Here is a 20745-nt window from a genome sequence, read left to right on the forward strand (position 1 = left end):
TGGATGTTCAAGTGTGGTGCTCCACGTCACTCAGCCAGCTCAAGGAAGGGATTGGCGGCGGCATTTCCGCGCCCAGCTTTTACGCGGCTTTCGGCTCGAAGGAAGCCTTGTTCAAGGAAGTGCTGGAGCGCTATCTGGACACCCACGGCCGCGTGACCGAAGGCCTGTTCGATGAACACCTGGCGCCTCGGGACGCCATCGAATCGACGCTGCGACGCTCGGCCAGAATGCAGTGCGAAACCAGCCATCCCCGCGGCTGCCTGATCGCTCTGGGGGTGATGGACATCTGCTCGGTGCAGGACCCGGCGGTCTCTGCCCCGCTGATCGAAACCCGGACCCGCGACAGGGCCGGCCTCGTCGCCTGCATCGAGCGCGGCATGGCCCTGGGCGAGCTGCCTGCGGATACCGACCCGCCCGCCATGGCCGCGGTATTCGACAGCTTCATGCTCGGACTTTCGGTGCTGGCCCGGGACGGCATGCCCCATGAACTGCTGGATACGGCGGTCACCCAGATCATGATGGCCCGGGATGCCTAGAGTGCGTCCATGGATCGGCGCTGAGTCGACTCAGCGCCGGCCTGAAAGCCGGCACCGCTGCCCCCGTTACTTATGAAACGTCTGCCCCAACGCCTCCAGCCGGATCGCGATCGGTGGCAGGCGCTGGCTGCTCAGGGCCAGGTTGCCCATGTCGTCGGCGGTGTTCTGGGCGATGGCCTGGACCGAGTGCAGGCGGCCGACTATGTCGAGGCTGGCGCTGGATTGCTCGCGGGTGGTGCTGACGATGCGGCCGTTGAGTTGGTCGATATGCGAGATGTCGGCGCCGACGGCCTGGAACATCGCGGAGGCCTGGCGGCTGTCTTCGACGCAGCGCTGGGCGCCTTCGCGGCTGTCGTGCATGGCTTCGGCGGCCTGGCGGCTGCCCTGTTGCAGGGCTTCGATGATGGTCTTGATTTCCTGGGTGGACAGCGCGGTGCGCTGGGCCAGGTTGCGCACCTCATCGGCGACCACGGCGAAACCACGGCCCTGCTCGCCGGCACGGGCGGCCTCGATGGCGGCGTTGAGGGCCAGCAGGTTGGTCTGGGCGGCGATGCTGCCGATCACTTCCAGCACGTTGCCGATCTGCTGCGCCTGCCCCGCCAGGCGCTGCACGGTTTCGTTGGTGCCGTTGATGCGTGACGCCAGCTGGGTGATTTCCGCCTGGGCGCGATCGACACTTTGCTGGCCGAGGCTGATTTGCGCGCTGGCCTGGCCGGCGCGCTCGACCGCCTGCTCGACGTGCACGGCGATGTCGCCCATGGCATCGCCCATGCGCTGCATGGAGCCGGTCATCTGGGTGATTTCCGTCAACTGATGCTGGGCCCCCTGCTCCAGGGTCTGGCTGGTTTTCGCCAGGTCCTGGCCCAGTTCGCGCAGGCCGTGGGTGTCGCGCACCACGCCATCCACCAGCGCGGTGATCTGCTGCATGAAATGGTCGAAACGCTGGGCCAGCGACACATGCACCTTGCCGCTCTCGCCCTGATGAACCTCGACGGTCAACTGGGAGGTGGCGGCGAGCATCTTGTCCAGCATGTCCTGGCTCTCCACCGCGTCGGCATGGCTGTGCACCGCCAGGTACAGCAGGATCACCGTCTCCACCACCACATAGAAGGCGTGCACCGCCACCATGCCGAAACCGCCGTGATGGGCCATGACGTAGACAGGAAAACCTTGGTGCTGCAGCACATGAAACACCACGTGATGCAGGGCGATGGTCACCGCCGCCAGGAGAATCGGCAGCCAGTCGCGATAGAAGGTCAGCACCGCCAGCAGCACGAAAATACCGAAGTGCGCTTCGATCAAACCCTTGGCCTGGTTGATGTGCAACGCCGCCATGAGCATGAAGCCGATGGCGATGCAGCAGCGCATCAGGCGCGTGCCGCTGATGGCGCGGTACAGCAGGCTCAGCACCAGGGTCGTGCCGCCGCCCACCAGCAGCGCCTGGGTGAAGGTGTCGTGCCAGAACGCCAGGCCCAGCGCATAGGCGAACATCAGCCAGATCAGGCCCATCATGATGCGGTCGGCTTTGCGGTAATGCTCGAGAAAACGCGGGGGGAAAGCCATGCACTCTTACTCCATGTACGTGACGGGAAGAAAAACGGCAGAGGGCAAAACGGGATGACCGCCTTCGGCGAGCGGTTCAGTCAGCAACGATAGTGGCAAATAGCCAAGTTCGCCTTTCAACTATCGACATGGCCACAGCTTTCTTGACGCCGGGCCGCGGGGAATCGGGCCGCAGGTGGGCAAAGTCGGGAGATTGGCGGGAATGCCATGAAGGGCGGAATGGGCGGGGGACGAGCGACAGCGGCGAGACGGATCCCGCCGACGCGCCACCCGGCAGGGCGACGCGCAGCGGTCCGCGTGTTGTCAGAAGGTCACGCTGGCGCTCAGGCGTGCGGTGCGTGGTTCGCCGACGTTGACCTGCAGCTGGCTGCCGGTGGACGACGGGTAGTACTGCTTGTCGAACAGGTTGTCGACGTTGAACTGCAGGCTGGTTTTGTAACCGAACAGCGGCGCTTCCCAGCGCACGAAGGCATCGGCCACGGTGTAGCTGCTGAGCCAGAAATCGTTGGCGTTGTTGGCCGCGCGCTCGCCGACATAACGGGCACCGCCGCCCGCGTGCCAGGCGCCGAACTCCGCGGGCACGTTGAGGTGGTGGCTCAGGTACAGGCTGGCGGTGTGCTTGGGGGCGTTGGCCAGACGGTGACCTTCGTTGCTCGGGTCGTCGAGGATTTCCGTGTGGTTGTAGGCGTAGGTGCCGATCAGGTCCCAGCGCTCGGCGATGCGCCCGGTGACGTCCAGCTCCACGCCCTGGGAACCGACCTTGCCGGCGGCTTCAGAAAGGCTCACGCCATTGACCGTGGTGGTGGTCACCACGTTCTTCTTCTCGATGTCGTACAGCGCCAGGTTGATGTTCAGGCCCGGCAGCGGATCGTACTTGGCCCCCACCTCGTAGCTGCGGCCTTCTTCCGGATCGAAGGTCTTGCCGGCGTCGTCTACATCGGTGTTGGGCTTGAACGAACGGCTGTAGTTGCCGTACAGCGACAGGCTGTCGGTGGCCTTGAACACCAGGCCGAGGAACGGCACGAAGGTGTCGCCATTGCTGTCGCGGTTGACCTTGTAGCTGCGGCCCAGGCCCTGGTCGCTGTACTGGTCGTAATGCTGCTGGCGACCGCCGAAGACCAGGATCCACTGGTCGTCCAGGTGCCAATTGTCCTTGAAATACACCGAGCTCGAGGTCAGCTGGTTGCGCAGGTTGCTTTGGGTGGCGCTGACCAGGCTCGGCTCGGCCAGCTTGCCGTAGACCGGCGAGGTGATGTTGAAACCACCCTGGGCGGTGTTGCGGTAGGTCTTGCCGCGGTACTGGTCGGAGTGCTCGCTGTCGACGCCCACCAGCAGGTCATGGCGCTGGCCGAACAGTTCCTGCTGGCCGATGAAGTCCCAGCTGGCGTAGCGGGTCTCGTCGTCGTAGTGGGCACCGTTGGCGGCTCGGCGCAGGGTGTTGCCGGTCAAGCTGTTGGGCTGGGCGATCGACAGGCTGTAGCGGTCGTTGTTCCAGCCGTAGGTGACGCGGGTTTTCCAGGCGTCGCTCAGCTGGTACTCGAAGCGCGCGCTGGCCACTTCGCGGATGCCGACGCTTTTCGCCCAGCGTTCGTCCAGGCGCTTGTCGTAGTCGATGTCCGCCGGATGCCCGTTGGTGAACACGGTGCCACGGTCGAAGGGGCTGGAGTAGTCGCTGTATTCGTAGTTCAGGGTCAGGCTGGCGCGCTCGCCGGTCCAGGTCAGCGACGGCGCCACCAGGGTATGCTCGTTGACCCCGTAGTTGCGCCAGTAGTCTTCATGGCCGCGCTCGGCGATCAGGCGGTAGGCCAGGCCGGTATCGCCCAGGGGCCCGGTGGTGTCCAGGGCCATGGTGCCGCCGCCTTCGCTGTAGGCCGAGCCGCTGAGTGTGGTGCTTTGGGTGTATTCCGGCTGTTTGCTGATGATGTTGATCAGCCCGCCCGGCTCCAGCGCGCCGTAGAGCATCGACGCCGGGCCCTTGAGCACTTCGACCCGCTCGGTGGTGGCGCTGAAGTTCTGCCCCAGGTTGGAGCGCACGCCGTCGCGCAGGATCGAGCCGTCGTCGTTGGTGCCGAAACCGCGCTTGACCAGCGAGTCCCTGGAACCGCCCAGAGTGTTGCCCTGGCTGACGCCGCTGACGAACTTCATGGCGTCGTTCAGCGAGCGCACCTGATAGTCGGCCAGGGTCTGCTGGGTCACCACGTTGATCGACTGCGCCTCCTCCTTGATCGGCACATTGCTTTTGCTCGCCGTGCTGGCTTGCGACGTGGTGTAGCCGGTGTCCTGGCTGAGGCGATCGGCCTGGATATCGGTGGTCGGCAGTTCGACTGCCTCCTGTGCCCACAGCGGGCTGGCGACCAGACAGCAGGACAGTGTCGGCAACATGCGTTTGATCAGGGTGTTACGGCGGGCACGCGGACAGGATGACTTCAAGGTGTGCACTCAAGGGAGGGAAGGATATTAATAGCAATGATTATCATTGTAATCAGCGCCCGATTCTCAGTAAATCCCCTTGCCCACGGGAGTTGGCGCTTTTTTAATCCTCCTCCCGAGCAACACCGGGGCTGATGGCCAGTCGGCCTGTCACTGCGCCACGGCCTGGGTCAGATGATCGATCAGGGCCCGCGCCGCCGCCGACAGCTGGCGATGCGGCGGGTAGATCACCGAGAACGGCCGCGAACGACCGCCCGCCTCCGGCAGCAGCGCCACCAGGCGGCCGCTGGCGATCCGTTCGCGGACGATGAATTCATAGGTCTGGCAGATGCCCATGCCGTGCTCGGCCAGGGACACGATGCCCAGCACATCGTCGGCCACCTGGATATTCGCCTGGGGTGTCCACTCCAGGTCCCGCCCGTGCTCGCGCAGCAGCCAGGCACCGACCCGGCCGCTGCTGGGCATGATGAACGGCAGGCAGGCATGGGCCGCCAGGTCCTCCAGGCGCCGTGGCGTGCCGGCGCGTCGCAGGTAGTCGAGGGACGCCACCAGGCACAGCGGCGCGTCCTCCAGCTTGCGCCCGATCAGGCCGCTGTCGGGCAACTGGCCGAGGCGGATCGCCAGGTCGTAACCTTCGGCCACCAGGTCGACATTGCGGTTACTGATGCTCAGCTCGATGCGCACCTGCGGGTATTGCCGGGCAAAGCCGCCAAGCAGCGCCGGCAGCCGGTAATGGCCGTAGGTAGTCGGCACGCTCAGGCGCACCCGGCCGTTCAGCTCGCCCTCCTGGCCCTGGATGCTGCGTTCCGCGCCGTCGATCAACTCGAACGCCGCGCGCGACTGTTCCAGGTACAACAGGCCGGCCTCAGTCAGGCTCAAGCGCCTTGTGGTGCGGCGCAGCAGTTGCACGCCCAGGCGCGCCTCCAGCCGGGAAATCGCCCGGCTGACCACCGACGGGGTGGTGCCCAGCGCCACCGCGCCGGCACTCAACGAGCCCTTCTCCACCACGCTGACGAACACCTCGACGTCAGCCAGATAATCGAATCGGCGACTCACCTTAACCTCCAGGGAACAAGTGATTTCCAGTGGCGCGAGTTTATCGCCCACAGGGGCATGAATACAGTGAATCACCCGTCGGCTACCGCCGGCTCCCTGACCTACACCCTGGAAACCAACATGCGCCCACTCAGTACCCTCGCTCTTGCCATGAGCATCACCGCCGCCACCTTCAACGCCCAGGCCGGAAACGTCCTGGTGATGCTCTCGGACTCCGACCACCTCGACCTCAAGGACGGCAAGGTGTTTTCCACCGGTTTCTATCTCAACGAACTGATGCAGCCGGTGAAACAGCTGCTCGACGCCGGCCACTCGGTAACCTTCGCCACCCCGCAGGGCAAGGCGCCGACCCTGGACCGCTCCTCCACCGACAAGATGTACTTCAACAACGATGTCGCCGCGCTGCAGGCGCACCAGGCGCTGCTCGACCAGTTGAAAATCACCTCCCCCGGCGAATCGCCGGTGATCAGCCTGGCCCGGGTCGAGCAGATCGGCTACGAGCATTTCGATGCGTTGTACGTGCCCGGTGGCCACGCGCCGATGCAGGACCTGCTGCACAGCCCCGAGCTGGGCCGGCTGCTGAGCAACTTCCACCAGAACAACAAGACCACCGCCCTGGTCTGCCACGGCCCGATCGCCCTGCTGTCGACCCTGCCCCAGGCGCAAGACTTCACCCGACAACTGGCCAGCGGCGGCAAGGCCAGCGCCCAGGGCTGGATCTACGCCGGCTACCAGTTCACGGTGATCAGCAACCAGGAAGAGGAATTGGCCAAGGGTCTGCTGGACGGCGGCGCCATGCGTTTCTATCCGCAAACCGCCCTGGAGCAGGCCGGCGGCCTGTACCGCAGCAACCGCTCGCCGTGGAGCGAAAACGTGGTGATTGACCGCGAGCTGGTGACCGGGCAGAACCCGGGCTCGGCCCAGGGCGTGGCCAAGGTGTTGCTCGAACGCTTGCAGGAGCGCGCCGGCAAAGGCGCATAAAGAGCGGCGGATCCGACGAGCTGGCATGACGCCAGCCGTCTGCCGCCGCACTTGTTGTCTACGCTCAAATCGACAGCCCGAAAGGAATCCCGTACTCGCCAGGAGGTGCCCATGAGCAAGACACCAGATGCCGTTGCCAGTGCCCGTAGAAGCAACATGGCCAAAGCCCTGGAGCGCTGGAACCGACAAGCCGGCACCCGCACCGCATCGCTGTCGCGCATCCGCGAACTGGGCCCGGGCGCCGGCGATTCACCGCAGCAACTGGCCAAGTGGGTCGCCCGCGAGAACGCCCGTGCCATGTTGACCCGGGCCGGGCTGGAACGCCGGATCGGCACCTGGGACCCGACCTTCTACGCCCCCAGCGAGGCCGCCCGCCAGGCGGCAAGGCCGGTGGCGCGGCTGGTCAACGCACCACGCCCGGGCACGGTGGTCGAGGGTTTCGCCACCGGTTTCCTGGTCTCGCCCAGCCTGTTGCTGACCAACCAGCATGTGTTTCCCCGGTATGTGGATGCGGTGGACTGCGCCGCCAATTTTCTCTACGAAAGGCAGGAGCGCGGCATCAACGAAGGCACCTACTTCAACCTGCAGCCGGACCAGTTCTACTTCGCCGACGAGGCGCTGGACTTCTGCCTGGTGGCCATTTCCGCGCAGGGCACGCGCGGCGAGGCACTGTCGGACTACGGCTGCATCCGCCTGATCGAAGCCACCGGCAAGACCTTGCGTGGCCGGCCGATGAACATCATTCAGCACCCCGATGGCGGCCCGCGCCAGTACGCCACCACCCACAACCGGCTGCTGGACATTCTCGACCAGGGTTTCCTGCACTACGAAACCGACACCACCGAAGGCGCCTCCGGCTCCCCGGTGTTCAGCGACAACTGGGAGCTGATCGCCCTGCACCACTGCGGCATTCCCAGGACCGACGAAGCCGGCAACATCCTCAAGACCGACCACAGCCTCTGGAACCCCGAGGGGGACGAGGAAAGCACGGTGGACTGGGTGGCCAACGAGGGCACCCGGGTCAGCAGCATCGTCGGCGCGCTCAAGGCCCTGCAACTGAGCGGCAGGCCGGCCGAACTGCTGGCCCAGCTCATGGAGCAGACCGCCGACCCGCTGGCCGCGCTCAGCGTCAACGAAGCGGTGACCGTTACGCCGCACCGCCCAGGCATGGCCGATAGGTCGCAGAACATCTTTCATATCTCCGGCCCCACCACCATCAACATCGTCAGCCAAGCCGCGGACAGCCCGGCAAGCATTACCTCTACCCTGAGCGTGGCGCCGGCCGAGCCGGTATCAACCGACCCCGCTCCGGCAGTCGCGGCCCTGGAAAAGACCCTGACCTTCGACCTCGACTACGAGGCCCGCCCCGGCTACGACCCGGGCTTTCTCGGGGTGCCGGTCCCGCCGCCCTTCGTCGAGGGCGACCAGCTGACCCAGCTCTACCGCGTCGGCGACTACCGCGAACATGCCGCCTCGGCGCGCAATGTGCCGGCCATGAGGCTCTCCCACCTGGACGACGACGCCCCGCTGGAGCTGCCTTATCACCGCTATTCGCTGGTGATGAACAAGAAGTACCGCATGCCGATGTGGGCTGCCTCCAATGCCGACTACCGGCCCGAGGTCCGTGGCGATGCGCGGGGCCGCCGGGGCTTCGGCGGCGAAAGCTGGCGCCTCGACCGCCGGGTGCCGAGCCGCTACCAACTGACCAACAGCGACATCTACGCGCCGGCCGGCAACTTCGATCGCGGCCATATCGTGCGCCGCGAAGACAGCTGTTGGGGCCAGCCGGGGATCGACACCGAGTACGCCAACGCCGACACCTACCACTGGACCAACTGCACGCCGCAGCATGAGCTATTCAACCAGGAGTCGCCCGACGGCGCCCAATACCGCAATCGCAAAGGCATCTGGGGGTACTTCGAGGGCGAGCTGGCCGAACAGATCGAGGCCGGGGGCGGCCAGGCCGTCATCTTTGCCGGCCCGGTGCTGGGGGACTCCTGCGTCGAGCAGGACTTCGGCAAGGGCCCGGTGCATTACCCGACCCGCTTCTGGAAAATCGTCATCGTGCCCAAGGACGAATCGCGAACCCCGGAACTGTTGGCCTATGGCTTCCTGTTCGATCAGAGCGAGGTGATCAAGGAGTTCGGTCTCGACGTTCAGGAAGCCGCGCTGGACCTGGCCAAGGCCTTCCAGAAGCAGAGGGCGACGCTGGCGGACATCTGCCAGATGGCGGGCATTTCCCTGGCCCCCTCGATCATGGCCGCCGACCAGCACAAGCCGGGCTGAGCGTGCGGCTCAAGGGCTGAGCGGCCTCAGTCCTGTCCCAGGCGCTCGCGGACCAGCGCCTGGGCGTTGCGGGTCATCTGGTCCAGGTGGCGGTCGCGCTGTTTTTCGGCATCGAGCATCGCCCGCTTGCCATGCTTTTGCAGCAGGTAGCTGTGAATCTGCCGCACCTCCAGCGAGCGATAGATCGGCGCCGCGTCCAGCAGGCCCATCAAACCGTCGGTGGCGTGATCGCGGGTGTTCATCAGCACCTGCGGACCGCGCACGCCCAGCACCTGGAAGCCCAGCGCTTCGAACCAGGGCACCTTGCCCGCCGCGCAGGTCAGTTCGGCATGGGGGTAGCGCTCGCGCATCCGTGCCAGCAGCGAACGGGCGATCCCCTGCCGGCGATGGCTGGCACGCACCGCCATATAGGCCACGCCGCACGCCTCGGGATCGTCCTTGACCGGCAGGTACAGCACAAAACCCAGCACCTGTTCTGGATCGTCATCGTCGCTGGCCACCAGCAGCTCCACGGCGATGCCCCGGGAGCCGTCCAGGGCCTGCAGGTACAGATGCACTTCGTAGCCGATGGCGTACTGGTAGATGTTGTACAGCAGGTTGCTGGGCGGGATCGCTACCGCGCTGATGTCGGTCAGGTAATCAACCACCATCTGCAGGATCTGGCTGTTGACGGCCTCCGGGCACGGGGTCTGAAAGTGGTTGATAGTGGGCATTGCGCGGAGGGCTCCAAAGGTTGAGGCACGCCTGGACAGCAGGTGTCGGCGGCGGGCCGGGCATGATACCTGTTGTCGCACTATGGCCGTACCGCGATCTGCTTCTTAACGGGCGCTGTCGCCTTGTGGCTTGTAGAACAGAAACTTGCCGGTCTCGGCGGTCTTGCGGTATTGCCTGGCCCAAGCGGGCCGCACGCGCCGGTCATGGAAATACAGGGCGCCGTGGCTGCGGTCCGGGAGTTGCTGGTTGAGCGCCTTGCGCGCGATTTCCTTGGCCACGATGTAGGGCTCATCTTCCTTCACCTGGTCCGCACGTCCGTCGCACCACCAGGAAAACTGGCAGGCGCGCTGCTCCGAACCCTGCTTGACCACCGCGCACACCGTATCGGGAAACCCCTCGTGGCCGAGCCGGTTGAGCACCACGCTGGCCACGGCTTCCATGTCGGCGGCGGCCCCGCCCTTGGCTTCCCAGTAGATGGAGCGCGCCAGGCAGGTGATGGCGTCGTCCAGCGGCGCGGCGCCGGCCGGGTCCACCGCCTGGGCTTCGGGAGGGGTAATGGTTTCGCTGCGGGGCGCAGGCTGCTGGTCCGCGGCTTTCTGTTCCAGGACCTGGGCCTTGTCCTCCGCCACCTCAGGGTTCGCTCTTTCACCCGCGGCCATCGCCAGCCCCCCGCACAGGAGGATCAGGAGACCGCCGGAAATCGCTGTCGGGCGCATGCTCGCACCTTCGCCAAAAGCCCGATCCGGGCAAGGGAAAGCCGCCGCCAGCCTGGCGGCTGGCGGCGACTGGAGCTGAGTGTAGTTCGCCGCCGTCCGCCCGTAACCGGCGCCGCGCCGGCAACAGCAAGAATGGATAACGGCGCCCGTTTTCGGCAAAAAGACCTTGCGCCGACCGGGGCGAAATCGCGCATCATGGGCGCAATTCGCTCAAGGGAGACCTCCATGCGCTGCCTATCCTCCGCTCTGCCACTGCCCCTGCTGTCGTTGACCCTGGCGTTCGCCACCACCGCCGTGGCGAGCGACGAGACGCAACTGGTGACATCGATCAACAGCTACCGCAGCCAGGTCCAGCGTTGCGCCGGCCAGGTGTCCCAGGAGCTGCCGCCGCTGGCCGCCGACCCGCGCCTGGTGCTGCCCGCCAACAGCATCGGCAACCTGCAGCAGGCCCTGGCCAGCAGCGCCTACCCGATGGTCAATGTGCAGGCCATCAGCCTGTCCGGGCCGCGCGATGCCCAGGCGGCCATGAAGGCGGTGCGGGAAAGTTTCTGCCAGGTGGTGCTGGACCCGCAGTTCGTCGATATCGGCGTCAGCCGCACCGGCCAGGATTGGCGCATCGTCCTCGCCCGACCGCTGCTCACCGCACGCCTCGGCGACTGGCAGGCGGAGGGCCAGAAGCTCCTGGAAAGCCTCAACAGCGCCCGCGCGCAGCCACGCCAGTGCGGCAACCAGATCTTCGCCGCCGCCACCCCGCTGGCCTGGAACGCCACCCTGGCCAGCGCGGCCCAGGACCATACCCGGGACATGGCCAACCACAACTTCTTCGATCACAAGGACCGCGATGGCCGCACTCCCGGCGACCGCGCCGAACTGGCGGGTTACGCCGGCCAGCAGATCGGCGAGAATATCGCCGCCGGCCAGGACAGCGTGCGCAAGGTGGTCGATGGCTGGTTGGCCAGCCCCGGCCATTGCGCCAACCTGATGAACCCGCAATACCGCGAGCTGGGCGCGGCCTATGCGGTCGATCCGAAAAGCGATGCCGGTATCTACTGGACCGCCATGTTCGGCACCCCTTGAAGGCCTGACCGACCTTGCCCAGGGGCGCTCTCAGCGGCGCCCTGCCCCCTTATCGGCCAGCCCCGCGACGCCCCCGCCGGGGAACTAAACTGACTCATCTACCGACCAGGAATCGCTTGCTCCGGGCGCCCCCGGAACCTGCGCGCAGCCTCGCCTGCCGCCATGGGTTCGACGCCCAGGCCCGATGACCTGCCTCACCTTCCTTAACGGTAGGCATGCCCCCCGCCCCACGCGGGAGGCGTCCGTGCGTCAGCTCTTCAAAGCACGGGCCTGCCCTGCCAGGCCCACTCATTCGGCAGCGCCGGGACACGGCCTCCCCTCGCGTGCGCGTGTACCCATCTGGCCACTGCCGGGCTGTCTGCGACAGTGACCCTCACAGCGGAGGACAAGGCCATGGACGAAGCCAAGCTCAACGATTTCATGGGCAAACTGGTGTCAGACATGGGCGGCGCAGCCATGCTCGCCAATATGATTCTCGGCGAAGAACTGGGCCTGTACCGGGCCATGGCCGACAGTCGTTTCGTCAGCCCCGAGGCGCTGGCCGCCAAGACTGGCTGCAACGCGCGGCTGCTGCGCGAATGGCTGAGCGCCCATGCCGCGTCCGGCTACATGGAACACCTCGACGGCCAGTTCCGCCTGCCGGAAGAACAGGCCCAGGCGCTGGCCATCGAGGATTCGCCGGTGTACGTGGCCGGTGGCGCCGTGGTGGTCTCCGCGCTGTTTCACGACAAGGACAAACTGCTGGCGGCAATGCGCGGCGACGGCGCCCTGGCCTGGGGCGATCACCACCCCTGCATGTTCAGCGGCACCGAGCGCTTCTTCCGCCCCGGCTATCGGGCGCACCTGGTGGCCGAGTGGCTGCCGGCCCTGGACGGCGTGGTGGAAAAACTGCAGGCCGGGGCCAAGGTGGCGGACGTCGGCTGCGGCCATGGCGCGTCGACGGTGATCATGGCCCAGGCCTATCCCGCCTCGCAGTTTTTCGGCTTCGACTACCACCAGCCCTCAGTCACTACCGCGACGCAACGGGCCGAGGAAGCCGGGGTGACCGGCCGCGTGCAGTTCTCCCAGGCCAGCGCCAAGACCTACCCCGGCAACGACTACGACCTGATCTGCTTCTTCGACTGCCTGCATGACATGGGCGACCCGGTGGGTGCCGCGCAACATGCCTTCCAGGCGCTGAAAGACGACGGCAGCGTGCTGCTGGTCGAGCCGTTCGCCAACGACCGACTGGACCAGAACATCACCCCGGTCGGCCGGCTGTTCTATGCCGCCTCGACCTTTATCTGCACGCCCAACTCGCTGTCCCAGGAAGTTGGCCTCGGCCTCGGTGCCCAGGCCGGCGAAGCACGCCTGCGCCAGGTCTTCAGCGAAGCCGGCTTCAGCCAGTTCCGCCGGGCCGCAGAGACGCCGTTCAACCTGATTCTCGAAGCGCGTAAATGAAGGAGGATCGGGCGAGCAACAGGGTCATGTAGACGTCGTGCCGTGGAACGCAAAACGGCACCCGGGAAACCCCGGGTGCCGTGCTTCTGTACCGCTATGGATAGCGCCTTACGCCGCCGGCAGATCCACCAGCACCACCGCCTGTTGCCCTACGCACAACAGCCGGCCGCCATGATGGGCCACGTACTCCCGGGCCTCGTCCGGCGACGAGAACCAGCAGTTGAGATGGCCCGCCTGGCGGTAGACCAGTTCGAAGTGCTGCAACTGCTCGGGCGCCAGCTCGTCGAGGACCTGGCGGTAGCTCTCCCAATGGGCAAAACCGGCCTCACTGGCCAGGGTACGCAACAGGTGTTTGCGCTGCACCTTGTCGCGCTGCCGATACAACTCGGGCAACGACAGGCCAGGCAAACTGTTGCTCGCCAGCAAGCGTCGCAGGATCGGCAAGGCGCTGGGCAGCGAACCGCAGGTTGCAGTGCGATGCAGGCGCTTGGCTTCGCGCAGTACCAGGCTGGCGGCCTGACTGGCGGGTGAACGGGGAACGGATTTGTTGATAGGCATACCAACTCCAAGAGAATCGGCCTGCTCGCTATTGGCCCGGAGGGGGTATGCAAGCGTGGTGCTTGCGGGAATTGAAGGTGCTTGCGCTTTCGCGAGGTGGGCGCCCAGGAAGCCCGGCCGCCATACTAACCAATCCATCCCGGGCTGCCCACCCCCGCTTCAGGCCTGCCAGCCCGGCTGTTTCTCCAGCAGGAAATCGATAACGGGTGCTGAACAAGGCCCCGGAACTGACCCACACCGTCATCGAGGAAGTCGACACCGACAACTGGGGCTACGCCGGCATGACCACCACCGAATACCGCCAGCGAACGGCGCAATGAAAAAGGGCGGAGCGCCATACGCTGCGCCCTATTAACCGCATATCTTCTGTAGACGCGAGCAGGCGGCGATCCAACTGGCCCGCGATAGCGTCCGTTTGATACACCGCGGCGTCCGCATCGCCGGCAAGCCGGCTCCTACGTACCCGCATCCTCAAGCCCTGCGCCGAGCTTTATACTGTCGCCCTTCCAGCCCCGGAGCAGACCACATGGACGTCGTTCTCGAATGCCCGCTCACCGAACAGATCCTTGCCTCTTACGCCACGGTGATCGGCAAGGACCTGCCCGGCTATCGTAATCATATATATCGCGTGCTGAGCTTCTACACCGCGCTCAATCCGCAGGACCGGCCGCTGTCCTGCGCGGTGCAGATCGCCGCGGCCTTTCATGACCTGGGTATCTGGACCCACGGCACCCTCGACTACCTGGCCCCGTCGATCCAACTGGCCCGGGCCTTTCTGGCCGAGCGCGGCGAGTCGCAGCTGGATGAGCAGGTCAGTGCGCTGATCGAGCAGCATCACAAACTGCGCCCCTATCGCCAGGCCCACGCCGCGAGCGTCGAACCGTTCCGGCAGGCCGACACGATCGACGTCTCCCTGGGCCTGCTCAGCTTCGGCCTGCCCCGCCCGTTTATCCGCAAGGTGCAGGCACGCTACCCCGACCAGGGGTTTCACTGGATGCTGGTGCGCGCCTCGGCCTGGCAGTTGCTGCGTACGCCGCTGCGGCCGTTGCCGATGTTCCGCTGGTAACGCCTCAGGCATTCACCAGCATCTTGAACCCACCATAAATCATGCGCTGGCCGTCGAATGGCATCGGGCAGACGTCGGGCTTGAGCCGCGGGTCTTCCATGGCTTTTTGCATGCCTGCGTCGCGGATTTCGCGGGACGGCCAGATGATCCAGCTGAACACCACGGTCTCCTCCGCCTTGAGCTTGACCGCCATGGGGAACGAGGTCAGCTTGCCCTCGGGCACATCGTCGCCCCAGCAATCGACCACGCTCAGGGCGCCGAACTCCTTGAACACTTTCGCCGCGGTCTCTGCATGCTGCTTGAAGGCCTCACGGTTGGCGGTGGGTACCGCCAGGACACAACCATCGACATAAGACATGATCCTGCTCCTGCTGATTGGGGTTGAACATCCGGGGCCGAACCGGGTGTCGGCCCTTCTGTGAACTGGTCGATTCGCATCGTCGACAATCGACAGGCCGGCGCGAAAAAAGCCGGGAGGCCGACCGGCGGCCTTCATGGTTCCGGCTGCCAGCCGGTTTCCGGGGCACTCAGGCCCGGCGTGGCAGGCGGATGCACGGTGCCTTGCACGGTCTCGAGCGGGGGCTCCGGTACCGCGCTTTTGCCCAGCTCGCCCTCGACCTGCCCGGCCAGGTAATACACCCCGGCCATCACCCCGTTGCCGGTGTTATTCAACAGCTTGAACCAGGCCTGGTCGAACGCCTTGCCCAGGCTCTGGCGAATCTGCGCCTCGGTCTCGGCCCGGTCGCTCTCATGGGCAATCGCGCGAAAACCCGCGGCACCCAGGGAGATCACCGCACCGGCGACCTTGCCGGCCACCGCCGACGCGGCGCCGGCAATGCCACGGCCGGCCATCTGCGCTTCGAATTTTTCGCTGGCCTGTTTGGCCACCGAGACAATCCCCGCCTCGGACGACACCTCGCCGGTGCCCGCGGGGGCGCTATGGATCTGCTGGTACAGCGCCGAGTAGGCCGGCAGCGTGGTCAAGGGCTTGGCGTGCAGCACCTGGTACAACGACGCATCGCGCGCTGGCGGCGGCCCCAGGCGAATCGCCTGGATGCCGTTGAGCCGTTGATCGAGCTGCCTGGCCGGCAGCCGATAACGCTGGGCGATAACCTGCACCTGCTTGTCCAGCAGCTCGACATAGAACTCCGTGGCCTGGTTGAGAATCGCATCCGGGTCGATCTCCACCGCCACCGGTGCCAGCACCTGTTCCTGATACTGCTCCTTGAGGTAGGCCGCCAGTCGCTTGGCCGCCACGTCCTTCTCGTCGCCGGCGGTGAGGCTGTACCAACTGACTTTCATGGCCATCCATTCCTGGGTCCAGTAACTGCTGAACCAGGGGATGAAGTTTTCTTCGGTGACCGCATAGACCCGCACCCGCCAGTGCTCCATGGAGCCGCGGGCAAACACCTTGACCTGGATCACCGCCTGTTGCGAAGCCTCGGCGATCTCGCGGTCCACCTGGCGCCAAGTGCTGGGTGGAATCACCACTGGCGCCACCGCCTCGCGGACACGCTGGGTCGCGGTGCATCCGGCCAGCACCAGCAGCATCACGACGATCAGCGCACGCAGGTACAAGATGGCAACCCTCGCACAGCGTCGACCACGGCCACCCGCTCACGACGGGGCAGGCTCCAACCGGGTACCGCACGACCATGCCTGGGTTGAGTATAGGTGCTGGGGTCTGCGCCCCAGGCTCAAGAAGGGATTGGGAACGCCGCAGCCGACCAGCCGCATGCCTGCGGCGGTTCAGCCATACCACGCTACCGCATTATTTGCAGGAGCGAGCCTGCTCGCGATGGCGTCCGCTCTGGCCCCGCGCAGTGCCTGCATCGCCAGCAAGCTGGCTACAGGGGCCGCGCCAGCCACATGGCTTGTGAATGTCACGACCCCAGGCAGGAGCGGATCGGGTCAGTCGCGGTCAGCGTGGACCGCCACCGCCGGGACCTCCGCCAAAACCACCACGCTGGCCACCGCCACCGCCACCGCCGCCATGCCCACCACCGCCGCCACCCGGCGGGGAGAACATCCAGCAGCCCGACAAGGACGACAACAAGGCAATCACTACCGCCACTTTTGCAACTCGACTCAACATCATCGCTTCACTCTCTTTCAGGACAAGAACCACAAGTTTCTCGCAGCTTCAGACAGCGTTTGCGCGACATCGAGCACCGCACGAAGGTAAAGAGTGGGTAAGGGTTGTATCGAAAAACCCACAGGTTTCCGGGGATCTATGCGTTTATTTCAGCAGCAGTGAACGGCAGACCCGCAAGCACAGGCCGTGCCGGTGGTGATTCGCCTGTGCAAGGTTTTCGATACATGGCGGGCGCCTGGCGCTGTCAATTACGTGCCTGGGCCGGTGCCTCCCCCACCGCAGGTAATGCTTGCGGACAACGCAGGGTCAGCACGCCATGGGCCACCGGGCCGAACAGCAGCCCCCAGAAAGCCGCCGACAAGCCGAACAACGACATGCCCGACGCCGTCACCAGGAAAGTGATCAGCGCCGCTTCGCGATCCCGCGGTACGGCCATGGCGCTGCTCAGGGCGCCGCCGATGGCGGCGAACAGCGCGAGCCCGGACAGGGCCGCGATCAACGCCCGGGGGAAGGCGCTGAACAGCGAAACCAGGGTCGCGCCGAAGATCCACAGCAACAGGTAGAACAGCCAGCCCATGACCCCGGCCACATACCGCTTGCCCGGGTCTTCGTGGGCTTCGCGGCCGGTGCAGATGGCCGCGGTGATCGCCGCCAGGTTCAGCCCGTGGCAGCCGAATGGTGCCAACAGCAGGCTGGCGAAGGCACTGCTGGCGAGGATCGGGCTGGCCGGCGTGCGGTAGCCGTCATTGCGCAGCACAGCGATGCCCGGCACGAATGGCCCGGTCAAGGCCACCACCACCAGCGGCAGCACGACGTTGAGCACAGCGTGGCGCCCGCGCCGGTCATGGCATCACTACAGCGATGGCGCATTGGCCTGGTTGACCGGCAGCGCCTCGGCGGGCCGCTGGTAGACGAAACACATCGCCAGCGCCGCCACCGCCCCCGGAATGGCAAAGGCCATGAAGTTATAGTGCAGCGGCAGCTCGACGCTCACCAAGGCACCGCCCAGCAGCGGCCCGACTATGGCCCCGCTGCGGCCGATACCCGAGGCCCAGCCAATGCCGGTGGAGCGGATCGTCACCGGATAGAACTGGGCGACGCAGGCGAAGGCCAGGATCTGCGTGCCGATGGTGGTGGCCCCGGCAATCGCGATCAGGGCATACAGCAGCCCGTGCGGGCTCTTGAAACCGAGCAGGCTGATGGACAGCGCCGCCACGATAAAAAACGCTACCAGGACCTTTTGCAGCTGCAGGCGATCGCCGATCCAGCCGCCGCCCACGGCGCCGAAGATCGCGCCGAGGTTCAGCACCAGCAGGAACATCAGGCTCGAGCCCAGGCTGTAGCCGGCGCTGGCCATCAGCTTGGGCAGCCAGGAGTTGAGCGCGTAGACCATCAGCAGGCAGCAGAAGAATACGACCCAGAGCATCAAGGTACTCAGCGCCCGACCTTCGCGGAACAACTGCACCACAGGCGCGCCGGCGGTCTTGAGGTTGGCCTTGACGAACGAGTCGCCGGGTTGCGCGACGAAGCCCAGCTCGACTAATTGCAGCACCTGACGCGCCTCGTCTTCCCGCCCCTGGCGCAGCAAGAAGCCCAGGGATTCGGGCAGGAACCTGAGAATCAGCGGCAGCAGCAACAACGGAATCGCCGCCACATAAAACACCGCCTGCCAGCCGAAACTCGGCAGCAGCACGATGCCCAGCCCGGCGGACAGCGTGCCGCCCACCGAGTAGCCGCTGAGCATGATCGCCACCAGGGTGCTGCGGATTTTCTTCGGCGCGTATTCGTTCATCAGCGCCACCACGTTGGGCATCACCCCGCCGATGCCAAGGCCGGCGATAAAGCGGCAGATGCCGAACTGGGTGGGCGTGGTGGTGAAGCCGTTGAGCAGGGTGAAACCGCTGAACAGCACCACGCAGATGGCGATGACTTTCTTGCAGCCGATACGCTCCGACAGCGAGCCGAAAAACAGCGCGCCGAACATCATGCCGAACAGCGCATAGCTGCCCAGTGCTCCGGCCTGCAGCGGGCTCAGGCCCCACTCCTGCATCAGCACCGGCAGCACCACGCCGTAGATCACCAGGTCGTAGCCGTCGAAGATGATGATCAGCGCGCACCAGAACAGCACGCGCCAGTGAAAGGCATTGAAGCGTGCGTCGTCGATCAATTGATTGCTGTCTATGTTTCGCATGGCATCTGACTCTTGTTGTTGTTTTATGAGAAACCGGATGTGCGTTTGCGCGCTTCTGTAGGAGCCAGGCTTGCCGGCGATGGAGGTGCTGCGGCGTGTCAGGCCGGACGCCATCGCGGGCAAGCCGGATCGCCGCCCGCTCCTACAGTTCGTGGTGTTTCAGCCCTGGTCGCCACCGCCTACCGGCATGACCATGCCGGTGATGTAGGACGCCTCGTCGGAGGCCAGGAACAGGATCGCCGCGGCCTGCTCGTCGATGGTGCCGTAGCGTTTCATCAGGGTGCTGTCGACGGTCTGGTCGACGATCTGCTGGTACCAGACCTTTTCCTCGGCGCTCTGCTCGGCGCTGTTGCGCGGAATGCGCCGTGGCGGCGCTTCGGTGCCGCCGGGGGCGGTGGCGTTGACCCGCACCCCACGGCCGGCGGTCTCGAACGCCAGGCAGGCGGTCAGGGCATTCACCCCGCCCTTGGCCGCGCCGTACGGCACGCGGTTGATGCTGCGGGTGGCGATGGACGACACGTTGACGATGGCGCCGCTGCCCTGCTCCAGCATGTACGGCAGCGCCGCGTGGCAGCACCACAAGGTGGGGAACAGCGAGCGGCGCACTTCGGCTTCGATCTGCTGTTCTTCATAGTGCTCGAACGGCTTGGCCCAGATAGTGCCGCCGACGTTGTTGACCAGCACGTCGAGGCGCCCGAAACGCTCGACGGCGGCGGCCATCGCCCGGCTGCATTCGGCGTACTGTTCGAGGTCGGCGGTCAGCGCCAGCACCTCGAACCTGGGGGCCAGTTCGGCCTGCAACTCGAACACCAGTTCGGAGCGATCCACCAGCACCAGCCACGCGCCCTCCTCGGCCAGCCGCTCGGCAACCCGCCGGCCGATGCCCTGCGCCGCGCCGGTGACCAGGGCGACTTTCTTCTCGAATCTGCTCATCTCAAAACCTCATACCGATAGGCCCGATCCACCACCGTCTCTTCTGTAGGAGCGTCCGGTCGACGCTCCTACAGAAGCCGCTGTGGTTTCAGGCCGCGCTGGCGGCGAATTTTTCGTAGTAGAAATTGGCCGGGGCGATGCCCTGGTCGCGGATGAACTGGCTGACCGCCTCGACCATCGGCGGCGGGCCGCACAGGTACACGTCCACATCGCCGTCGTTCAGGTGCTTGGGCTCGATATGCTGGGTCACGTAGCCCTTGAGTGGGTGGCGGCTCTCGGGGTTGGCCACGCAGGCGCTGAAGCTGAAGTTGGGGATGCGCGCGGCGAAGGCTTCCAGGCGATCAATTTCCACCAGGTCGAAGTCGTTGGTCACCCCGTAGATCAGGTGCAGCGGATGCTCGCTGCCCTGCTCGGCGATTTTCTCCAGCATCGCGGTGAACGGCGCCAGCCCGGTGCCGCCGGCCAGCAGCAACAGCGGCCGGCGAATGTCCCGCAGGTAGAAGCTGCCCAATGGCCCGGCCAGGCTCATGTGGTCGCCGGCTTTCGCCAGGCCGGTGAGGAAGCTGCTCATCAGCCCGCCCGGCACGTTGCGGATCAAGAAGCTGACCTCGCCGTCGCGCTGCAGCGAGCTGAAGGAGTAGGCGCGGGTCTGTTCGCTGCCGGGCACGCCGAGGTTGACGTACTGCCCCGGCAGAAATGCCAGCTTGCTCAGGGCCTCGCCCTTGATCGACAAGGCGATGGTGCTGTCGGACAGCTGGCGCACCGCGCTGATGGTGGCGTCGAAGGTGGCCTGCGCCGTGCGGCAGACTTCCGAGGAAGCCGGCACCCGCACCACGCAATCGCTCAAGGCGCGCATCTGGCAGGTCAGCACGAAGCCCTGCTCGGCTTCATCCGCGGTCAGCGCGTCGTCGATGTATTCCTCGCCGAGGTCGTAACGCCCGGCTTCGGCGAAACACTTGCAGGTGCCGCAGGCGCCGTCGCGGCAGTCCAGGGGGATGTTGATGCCCTGGCGGTAGGCGGCATCGGCCACGGTTTCGCCGGTGTTGGCGGCGACGAAGCGGGTCACCCCGTCTTCGAAATTGAGTGCGATTTGATGAGTCATG

The 20745-nt window shown here is 65.7% G+C and carries 17 protein-coding genes and 3 pseudogenes; 7 read left to right on the top strand and 13 right to left on the bottom strand.

The window, feature by feature from the left end:
- Nucleotides 1–20: 20 nt before the first annotated feature.
- A pseudogene (locus H0I86_RS20405) lies at nt 21–536 on the top strand (TetR/AcrR family transcriptional regulator); the annotation flags it as partial.
- Nucleotides 537–602: 66 nt separating this feature from the next.
- On the opposite strand, the gene H0I86_RS32370 reads toward H0I86_RS20405, so the two are convergent.
- The 3 genes from H0I86_RS32370 to H0I86_RS20420 all read right to left on the bottom strand — a co-directional run bounded on the left by H0I86_RS32370 (nt 603) and on the right by H0I86_RS20420 (nt 5585).
- Nucleotides 603–2099: a methyl-accepting chemotaxis protein gene (locus tag H0I86_RS32370; RefSeq protein WP_180921872.1), complete on the bottom strand. Its 1497-nt coding sequence runs from the start codon at nt 2097–2099 to the stop codon at nt 603–605.
- Nucleotides 2100–2402: 303 nt separating this feature from the next.
- The gene (locus tag H0I86_RS20415) at nt 2403–4481 is read right to left on the bottom strand and encodes a TonB-dependent siderophore receptor (RefSeq protein WP_373369434.1); all 2079 of its coding nucleotides are present in this window, start codon (nt 4479–4481) and stop codon (nt 2403–2405) included.
- Nucleotides 4482–4679: 198 nt separating this feature from the next.
- Entirely contained in the window at nt 4680–5585 is a 906-nt protein-coding gene (locus tag H0I86_RS20420) for a LysR family transcriptional regulator (protein ID WP_180921874.1), read from the bottom strand.
- A gap of 120 nt (nt 5586–5705) precedes the next feature.
- Between H0I86_RS20420 and H0I86_RS20425 the strand changes: the two genes are divergently transcribed.
- Both H0I86_RS20425 and H0I86_RS20430 read left to right on the top strand, forming a co-directional pair.
- Nucleotides 5706–6566: a type 1 glutamine amidotransferase domain-containing protein gene (locus H0I86_RS20425; protein ID WP_180925885.1), complete on the top strand. Its 861-nt coding sequence runs from the start codon at nt 5706–5708 to the stop codon at nt 6564–6566.
- Nucleotides 6567–6677: 111 nt separating this feature from the next.
- Nucleotides 6678–8852 (top strand): DNA/RNA non-specific endonuclease, encoded by a 2175-nt coding sequence (locus tag H0I86_RS20430; RefSeq protein ID WP_180921875.1) that lies wholly within the window; start codon nt 6678–6680, stop codon nt 8850–8852.
- Between the two features lie 26 nt (nt 8853–8878).
- Here the strand turns inward: H0I86_RS20430 and H0I86_RS20435 are convergent, their stop codons facing one another.
- Nucleotides 8879–9565 (bottom strand): GNAT family N-acetyltransferase, encoded by a 687-nt coding sequence (locus tag H0I86_RS20435; RefSeq protein WP_180921876.1) that lies wholly within the window; start codon nt 9563–9565, stop codon nt 8879–8881.
- Nucleotides 9566–9670: 105 nt separating this feature from the next.
- Complete coding sequence (locus tag H0I86_RS20440) at nt 9671–10282, bottom strand: cell wall hydrolase (RefSeq protein WP_180921877.1); 612 nt, start codon at nt 10280–10282, stop codon at nt 9671–9673.
- 225 nt (nt 10283–10507) lie between these two features.
- On the opposite strand from H0I86_RS20440, the gene H0I86_RS20445 reads away from it, so the two are divergent.
- Nucleotides 10508–11359, top strand: coding sequence for a CAP domain-containing protein (locus H0I86_RS20445; protein ID WP_180921878.1), 852 nt, complete (start codon nt 10508–10510; stop codon nt 11357–11359).
- Between the two features lie 393 nt (nt 11360–11752).
- On the top strand, nt 11753–12799 hold the full coding sequence (locus H0I86_RS20450) for a class I SAM-dependent methyltransferase (RefSeq protein ID WP_124311698.1): 1047 nt from the start codon (nt 11753–11755) through the stop codon (nt 12797–12799).
- Nucleotides 12800–12907: 108 nt separating this feature from the next.
- On the opposite strand, the gene H0I86_RS20455 is transcribed toward H0I86_RS20450, so the two are convergent.
- A complete protein-coding gene (locus H0I86_RS20455) occupies nt 12908–13357 on the bottom strand; it encodes a hypothetical protein (RefSeq protein WP_180921879.1) in 450 nt (149 codons plus the stop codon).
- A gap of 203 nt (nt 13358–13560) precedes the next feature.
- Between H0I86_RS20455 and H0I86_RS20460 the strand changes: the two are divergent.
- Both H0I86_RS20460 and H0I86_RS20465 read left to right on the top strand, forming a co-directional pair.
- Nucleotides 13561–13677 (top strand): annotated as a pseudogene (locus H0I86_RS20460) (tautomerase family protein); the annotation flags it as partial.
- Between the two features lie 206 nt (nt 13678–13883).
- Nucleotides 13884–14423 (top strand): phosphohydrolase, encoded by a 540-nt coding sequence (locus tag H0I86_RS20465; RefSeq protein ID WP_180921880.1) that lies wholly within the window; start codon nt 13884–13886, stop codon nt 14421–14423.
- A gap of 4 nt (nt 14424–14427) precedes the next feature.
- On the opposite strand, the gene H0I86_RS20470 is transcribed toward H0I86_RS20465, so the two are convergent.
- From H0I86_RS20470 to benC, 7 genes and pseudogenes are all read right to left on the bottom strand, one after another.
- Nucleotides 14428–14781 (bottom strand): DUF1428 domain-containing protein, encoded by a 354-nt coding sequence (locus H0I86_RS20470; RefSeq protein ID WP_016702331.1) that lies wholly within the window; start codon nt 14779–14781, stop codon nt 14428–14430.
- Between the two features lie 134 nt (nt 14782–14915).
- Nucleotides 14916–16001 carry a hypothetical protein gene (locus H0I86_RS20475; RefSeq protein ID WP_180921881.1) on the bottom strand — a complete coding sequence of 362 codons (1086 nt, stop codon included), beginning with the start codon at nt 15999–16001 and terminating at the stop codon, nt 14916–14918.
- 343 nt (nt 16002–16344) lie between these two features.
- Nucleotides 16345–16521: a hypothetical protein gene (locus tag H0I86_RS20480; RefSeq protein ID WP_180921882.1), complete on the bottom strand. Its 177-nt coding sequence runs from the start codon at nt 16519–16521 to the stop codon at nt 16345–16347.
- 241 nt (nt 16522–16762) lie between these two features.
- Nucleotides 16763–17344, bottom strand: a pseudogene (locus tag H0I86_RS20485) (benzoate/H(+) symporter BenE family transporter); the annotation flags it as partial.
- Between the two features lie 27 nt (nt 17345–17371).
- Nucleotides 17372–18709 carry an MFS transporter gene (locus tag H0I86_RS20490; protein WP_180921883.1) on the bottom strand — a complete coding sequence of 446 codons (1338 nt, stop codon included), beginning with the start codon at nt 18707–18709 and terminating at the stop codon, nt 17372–17374.
- A gap of 159 nt (nt 18710–18868) precedes the next feature.
- On the bottom strand, nt 18869–19642 hold the full coding sequence (locus tag H0I86_RS20495) for a 1,6-dihydroxycyclohexa-2,4-diene-1-carboxylate dehydrogenase (RefSeq protein WP_180921884.1): 774 nt from the start codon (nt 19640–19642) through the stop codon (nt 18869–18871).
- 88 nt (nt 19643–19730) lie between these two features.
- Nucleotides 19731–20744 carry a benzoate 1,2-dioxygenase electron transfer component BenC gene (benC, locus tag H0I86_RS20500; protein ID WP_180921885.1) on the bottom strand — a complete coding sequence of 338 codons (1014 nt, stop codon included), beginning with the start codon at nt 20742–20744 and terminating at the stop codon, nt 19731–19733.
- Nucleotide 20745 lies beyond the last annotated feature (1 nt).

Origin of the sequence: Pseudomonas chlororaphis subsp. aurantiaca (assembly GCF_013466605.1) — a bacterium.
GTDB lineage: Bacteria > Pseudomonadota > Gammaproteobacteria > Pseudomonadales > Pseudomonadaceae > Aquipseudomonas > Aquipseudomonas chlororaphis_I.